Genomic DNA, 6333 nt, shown 5'->3' on the forward strand with positions numbered 1-6333 from the left:
AAACAGCGGTTGCACCCAAAAAAAGTCTTGCGTAGCAAAACATTAGAGGGTTTGGGTGCAAAAAATAGCTGTGGGTGAGGAATGCGTGGAATGTGTGAAATAAAATAAGTGAATGTGCTGCAATGAGCACCCACTGGAGCACAAATTGCAGTGCAATGAACGGCAAGTACAAATGCGACAAAGGAGCGTTTTTAATTGTATTTTATGGAACAAAATGGAGCAATTGACGAACACCTTATTACCTGCACGAATGTTTCTGGTTTGTTGTGACTATTCTTATGGAAACGGATTTAAAAAGCGCAAAGGCAAAGATAAATGCTGACCATCGGAAAGCTTTTATAACCGGAATTGGAAGCTGTATTTAGTGAAGTGCAACGGAACGGAATACTGCTGGAAATGGGGGTTTTATTTATAACACAATGGCAACTAAAATGTTAAAATGAATCTTAAATTATTTTAAGTTTATTGTTAAATATCGGTTGACTTTTCTTTTGTATTCTATATAATTTATTTTATGCACAGACTGTAAATATCCCTCTTCCTCCAAAATCATTTTATGAAAAATGGCTACGAGTAGCACATATAAAACGATTAAGATAATTGATGGAAAAATTAGAATGTATCCTAAAAAAAGAATGTTATAAGATAAAAAATAAGGGTTTCGACTAATGCTATAAATTCCTGTTGTAATTAATTTGGTTTCTTGATTATATTTTATACCTACTCTCCAAGAATTTTTCATTTCAATTAGTGCAAAAATACCTATCATAAAACCAATAAAAACAAGTCCAAACCCTAATATTTTAACCCAAACGTATTGTGATAAATCAATTTCAATAAACCATTTTGGTTTAAGTAATGTTAAACGGAGCATTATTAATACATACATCATTGTCGAAATAAAAATCGACATTGATAATTTTATAGATTTACCTCTTATGGATTGCTTTGTAGCTAAATATGTCTTTATATTTCTAATAGAAAAAGCCAGAATAAAAAACACAAGTATGAGCCCTAAATATATTTTTTCTATCATTTTTTATATCGTTTTCCTTTATAATTTGCAGAGATATTTATTCTCTAAAAGTTAATTGATTTATTTAATTCCACTTCATTTTTTGAATACGAACCGCATTTAAAATGGCCAATAATGCAACTCCTACATCGGCAATAACAGCTTCCCACATTGTTGCCATTCCCCAAGCACCAAGAATTAAAACAAGTATTTTTACACTCAACGCCAACCAGATGTTTTGCCATATAATTTTGTTGGTTGCATTTCCGATTTGAATAGCAGTTACAATTTTTGAAGGTTGATCGGTTTGTATTACAACGTCGGCAGTTTCAATGGCTGCATCACTTCCTAAACCACCCATTGCCATACCTACATCAGCTATTGTAATTACAGGAGCATCATTAATTCCATCGCCTATAAAAGCAATTGTTCTTCCCATTGCTTTCAATTTTTCTACTTCTGAAATTTTATCTTCAGGAAGTAAATCCCCTATTGCCTTATCAATCCCTAATTTATTTGCAATGGTGTCAACAACTGCTTGTTTATCGCCCGAAAGCATTACTACTTCAATTATTTTTGGGATTTTATGTAAATTGGTAATTGCCTTTTGTGCATCCTCTTTTAAGGTGTCGGAAATAGTAATATATCCTGCATATTGCTGGTTTATGGCAACAACAACAATTGTTTTGTCATTTGAATTTATAGTTTCATCAAAAGGAATCTTGAATTTTTGTAACAATTTAGAATTACCAGCCAAAACTTCATACTCCCCAATTTGCCCTTTCATTCCATACCCTGAAATTTCTTCAATAGCCGTTGCTTTCAATTTTGAGTTATCAATTTTTACATAATTGACAATTGCTTGTGCAATGGGATGTGTAGAATTGGATTCTAAGACAGCTACTAATTCTAAAAGTAAATTCTTATCAATGTTTGAGGTTACAATTTCCTGAACTTCAAAAACACCTTTTGTTAAAGTGCCTGTTTTATCCATAACCACAGTATCTACTTTGGTTATTAAATCCAAATAATTAGAACCTTTAAATAAAATACCATTTTGTGATGCTGCACCTATTCCACCAAAATATCCAAGTGGTATAGAAATTACCAAGGCACAAGGACACGATATTACTAGGAATATTAAGGCACGTTGTAACCAAACTTGAAATATATAATTATCCCCAAGAAAAAAGTAGGGTACTATAACTAATGCAATTGCCAACCAAAAAACAATTGGGGTATAAATTTTAGCTAAACGACTAATTAAAAGTTGGGTCTTTGCTTTTTTACCAACTGCCTCTTGCACCAATTTAAGAATTTTAGAGAGTTTGGTGTCTTCAAATTTACTGGTAACTTTTATTTCTATGACTTTGGTAAGATTTACCATTCCTGCTAGCACTTGCTCTCCTTTCTTACTGTTTTTAGGAACGGATTCTCCTGTTAATGCAGCTGTATTTAAAATGGCATCATTTGAAATTAATTCGCCATCTAAAGCTATTTTTTCGCCTGCTTTAACCCTTATTATTTGACCAATTTTAACATCTTTGGGATGTTTTACGAAGGTTAATTCATTCTCAATAATTGTTACTTCTTCAACCTGAACTTTTAACAAGGCTTCAATAGATCGTTTGGCTTTGTTGACTGCACTTTCTTGAAATAGTTCTCCTACTACATAAAACAGCATAACAGCAACACCTTCTTCATAGGAGCCAATTAAAAATGCACCTAAGGTTGCAACCGACATTAGAACAAACTCATTGTATATTGCTCCTTTAACGATTAATTTTACAGCTTTTAAAAGAACAGGACCACCAATAAGCATATAAATTACACCAAACCATATTAAGGGAAAAGGAGCTTTGAAAAAAGGAACTTCAAAAAAATCAAGTCCAATACCCAACACTAGAAAAAGCAAACTTATTATTGGAATTATATACGCTTTGTTTATGGCTAAAGTGTTTTTAGATACAGTGGTATCTTTTGTATAATCTATTGCACAGGCACCATCTTGGCATTCGTTGTCTTTACTCATAATTTGAACTATTTAAGTCAAAATTAAGTAAATAGTGTGTGCAACGGAAGTGCATTTATTGATTTTCAGCAGGCTCTATATGAATATGAACATCTATTAATTGAGGGAAATTTTTGAAAAGCAAATTTTTTACCTCGTGCGCGATACTATGACCTTCTGTAACGGTTTTGTTACCATCAATCCAAATATGCATATCTATATGGAACGCCGTTCCCATTTTTCTAGAATGACATCGTTCTACTTTAATAACATATTGGTATTGCATTGCAATTGTTATAATGTTTTCGCAAAGCTCAGGCTCAATAGCTTCATCCAATAACTCGCCAATTGAAGACCTGCCAATTTTATAGGCATTGTAAAAAATAAATACAGCAGCAATAACCGCTGCAAAATCATCGGCAATCTCAAAACCTTTGCCTCCAATAAGCGCAATGGAAATTCCAATAAATGCAGCTACGGAGGTAATGGCATCGCTACGGTGGTGAAAGGCATCTGCCTTTACTGCTGAACTATTGATTGCGGCTCCCATTTTAAGGACATATCTATATAAAAATTCTTTAGTGGCAACAACCAAAACCAAAATTAACAACGTATATGGTTCGGGACTTTTATGCGGTTCAAGAATGTGAATTATACTATCTCTAACTATAATACCTCCCGCGATGATCAAAGCAATTGCAATACCTATTGCTACGAGAGCCTCTATCTTTCCGTGACCATAGGGGTGGTTTTCATCAGGTGGTTTAGACGACCATTTTAAACCTGCCCAAAGCATTCCAGAGGTAACAACATCAGAGGCAGATTCTATTGCGTCGGCAATCAGGGCATAGGAATGACCGAAGATGCCACCCAACCCTTTTATAATAGCCAAAAAGGCACTAACTATAATGCCAATTAGTGTGGTTTTCAATCCTTTTTTTGATATAGAATTTGGATTTCTTTTCATATTATTCAATTATTGCCACTGCATTTATCGCAAATGCCTTTTACAACAAGATTTACATCTTCAGCAATAAAATCTTTTGGTAAGTTAATGTTTGGTATTTTGTGGTCTGTTAAACAACTAGTTTCATTGCATAGTTTGCAATGAAAGTGTAGGTGCAAATCGGTATCAATATCACAATGGCAATTTTCTTCGCATAAAGCGTATTTTGTAATGCCTGTTCCATCGTCAATTTTATGAGCTAATTCACATTCAACAAATGTTTTTAAGGTGCGATACAATGTTGTTCTGTCTGATTTAACAAAATAATCTTCAACATCGGTAAGGCTAATAGCGGATTTTTTATTTAAAAGAAATTGTAAAACCAACAGTCGCATTGCTGTTGGTTTTACGTTATTTTTCTTTAATATTTGTTCTAATTCAATCATATTAAAAATCAATTTTTTTTATTGACTTCCCTGTTTTTATCTTATAAGCATCATTCACATCAGAGACATAAATAATACCATCGGCTGGATAAGGGGTTTTTGCGTTTTCACAAATTATTTTAACTGCTTTTTTAACTTCTTCATTTTGACAAATCAATTCTAATTTAATCACCTTGCTGTCTGCAAAATGAAATTTTAACGAAGGTACTGAATCTTCTCTTTTATAAGCGCCTGTTCCTTCACATTCAGCTAATGTAACACTTTCAAATCCATTCTCTTTAAGAGCTTCTACAACATTTTCTAATTTTGTAGGTTTTATAAATGCTTTAATTTCTTTCATTTTAAAATATTTTAATGGTCGTGTCCCTCAAATTCGCCCTTGTTAAGCTCAGAATTTACATAATATGCACCTTTTGTAACTATTAAGATGTTTTTCTCCATAGGATTGGAAAACTGTACTTCTGAAAATCCTAAATCCGAAACTCCCTTAATTACTTGAATTTTTTCAAGTACAAGATCATCTTCATCCTTTTCTATTCGAACAAAAATATAATCCAATCCCTTTTCATTTACAAATGCTTCATCGGGTAGCGCGGCAACTAATTTGCTATCTGTTGAAATTCTGGCTTCTACAAACATACCTGTTAGCAAGCCTTCGTGTGTACCAATAATTTTAGCGTGTACTTTAACAGATCTGGTATCTAAATCAAAAGCTTTTCCTAAAGCAAAAATTTCAGCTTCATACATTTTATTAGGTCTGGTTGAAAGTGTAAACGCAATTTTTTGACCGATGCTTAATTTTTCAATGTCTTTTTCAAAAACATTTAAACCTAAGTGTAAGAAATTATTATCTACAATTTCAAACATTTCTTGTTCAGGCGCAATAGATTTTCCAATATTAATTTCAATTTTTTGAATAAAACCTTGAATTGGTGCGATTACAGGAATTGATGCAACAATGACTCCTTTTTCAATAGCAGCAACGTTCATACCCATAAGATTTAGCGTAGCTTTAGTTGCGTTTAAATCGGCTTTGGCGTTCAAATAAGCAGCCTCAGCTTCTTGAAATGCGCGTGCAGAAGTAATTCCATCTTTTTCTAATTCTTTTTTTCTTCCATAATCTTTTTCTAAATAGGTTAAATTACTTTTAGCAGCTAGATAGGCACGTTGCATTGAAATAATTTCGGGATTGTTTAATGTTGCAATTATTTGACCTTTTTTCACAAAATCTCCTTCAACTACAGCAACACTTTGTACGCGACCGCCTATAATAGCACTAACACTTGCCATATTTTGAGGAGGTAATTCTAATTGACCATTAACCTTTAATGAAGCGCCTAAATTTAATTGACTAAGATTGCCTAACTCTATGCCCATTATTTCTAACTGGTTTAATTTTAAGGCTACTTTATTAGGGGTTTCTTCTCCTTCATTATGACCTTCCTCTTCGGAATGTTCATTTTTATGGTCGTCTCCTACTGTATGTTTTGACTCGTTATTTCCACAACTTATAATGGTTAGAATAAGTATCAAAAGCGTGCTTATTTTTAAAATATTTTTCATCTTAATTGTATTTTCCTGTTAGGTAATTAATTTCGTTAACTGTTTGATTGTAAAGATTAAGAGCATTTAAATAACTACTTCTAATTTCAATAGATTGTTCCATAAGTGCCATATATTCTACATAGCCTATTTCACCTTCTTTATATGCTTTTATAGCAGATGAAAATAGTTTATCCGCTAATAAAATACCTGTTGAATTATAATAGGCTAAAGCAGCTTTTTGCTTATCATATTCATTGAGTTTTGTTTTCAGGAGCGCATTTAAATCTAATTTAGATTGCTGATAGTTTAATGAAGCTATTTCAGCATCTTTTTTGGCTGCCTGAGATTTACCTTGTTGTGCTCTAAAAAA

Annotated in this window: 7 protein-coding genes; all 7 read right to left on the minus strand. The window is 32.7% G+C overall.

Features of this window, described 5'->3' with window-relative positions:
* Window positions 1-451: 451 nt before the first annotated feature.
* Complete coding sequence (locus tag ABY298_RS14070; protein WP_372746696.1) at window positions 452-1036, minus strand: isoprenylcysteine carboxylmethyltransferase family protein; 585 nt, start codon at window positions 1034-1036, stop codon at window positions 452-454.
* A 64-nt stretch (window positions 1037-1100) separates the two neighbouring features.
* Complete coding sequence (locus ABY298_RS14075) at window positions 1101-3047, minus strand: heavy metal translocating P-type ATPase (RefSeq protein ID WP_134248648.1); 1947 nt, start codon at window positions 3045-3047, stop codon at window positions 1101-1103.
* A gap of 55 nt (window positions 3048-3102) precedes the next feature.
* Window positions 3103-3993: a cation diffusion facilitator family transporter gene (locus ABY298_RS14080; RefSeq protein ID WP_188704000.1), complete on the minus strand. Its 891-nt coding sequence runs from the start codon at window positions 3991-3993 to the stop codon at window positions 3103-3105.
* A 5-nt stretch (window positions 3994-3998) separates the two neighbouring features.
* Complete coding sequence (locus ABY298_RS14085) at window positions 3999-4418, minus strand: Fur family transcriptional regulator (RefSeq protein ID WP_372746697.1); 420 nt, start codon at window positions 4416-4418, stop codon at window positions 3999-4001.
* Window position 4419: 1 nt separating this feature from the next.
* Window positions 4420-4758 (minus strand): P-II family nitrogen regulator, encoded by a 339-nt coding sequence (locus ABY298_RS14090; protein ID WP_372746698.1) that lies wholly within the window; start codon window positions 4756-4758, stop codon window positions 4420-4422.
* 11 nt (window positions 4759-4769) lie between these two features.
* On the minus strand, window positions 4770-5981 hold the full coding sequence (locus ABY298_RS14095; RefSeq protein WP_372746699.1) for an efflux RND transporter periplasmic adaptor subunit: 1212 nt from the start codon (window positions 5979-5981) through the stop codon (window positions 4770-4772).
* A 1-nt stretch (window position 5982) separates the two neighbouring features.
* A partial coding sequence (locus tag ABY298_RS14100; protein WP_372746700.1) for a TolC family protein occupies window positions 5983-6333 on the minus strand: 351 nt, incomplete at its 5' end.

Source organism: Lutibacter sp., assembly GCF_041596795.1.
GTDB lineage: Bacteria > Bacteroidota > Bacteroidia > Flavobacteriales > Flavobacteriaceae > Lutibacter.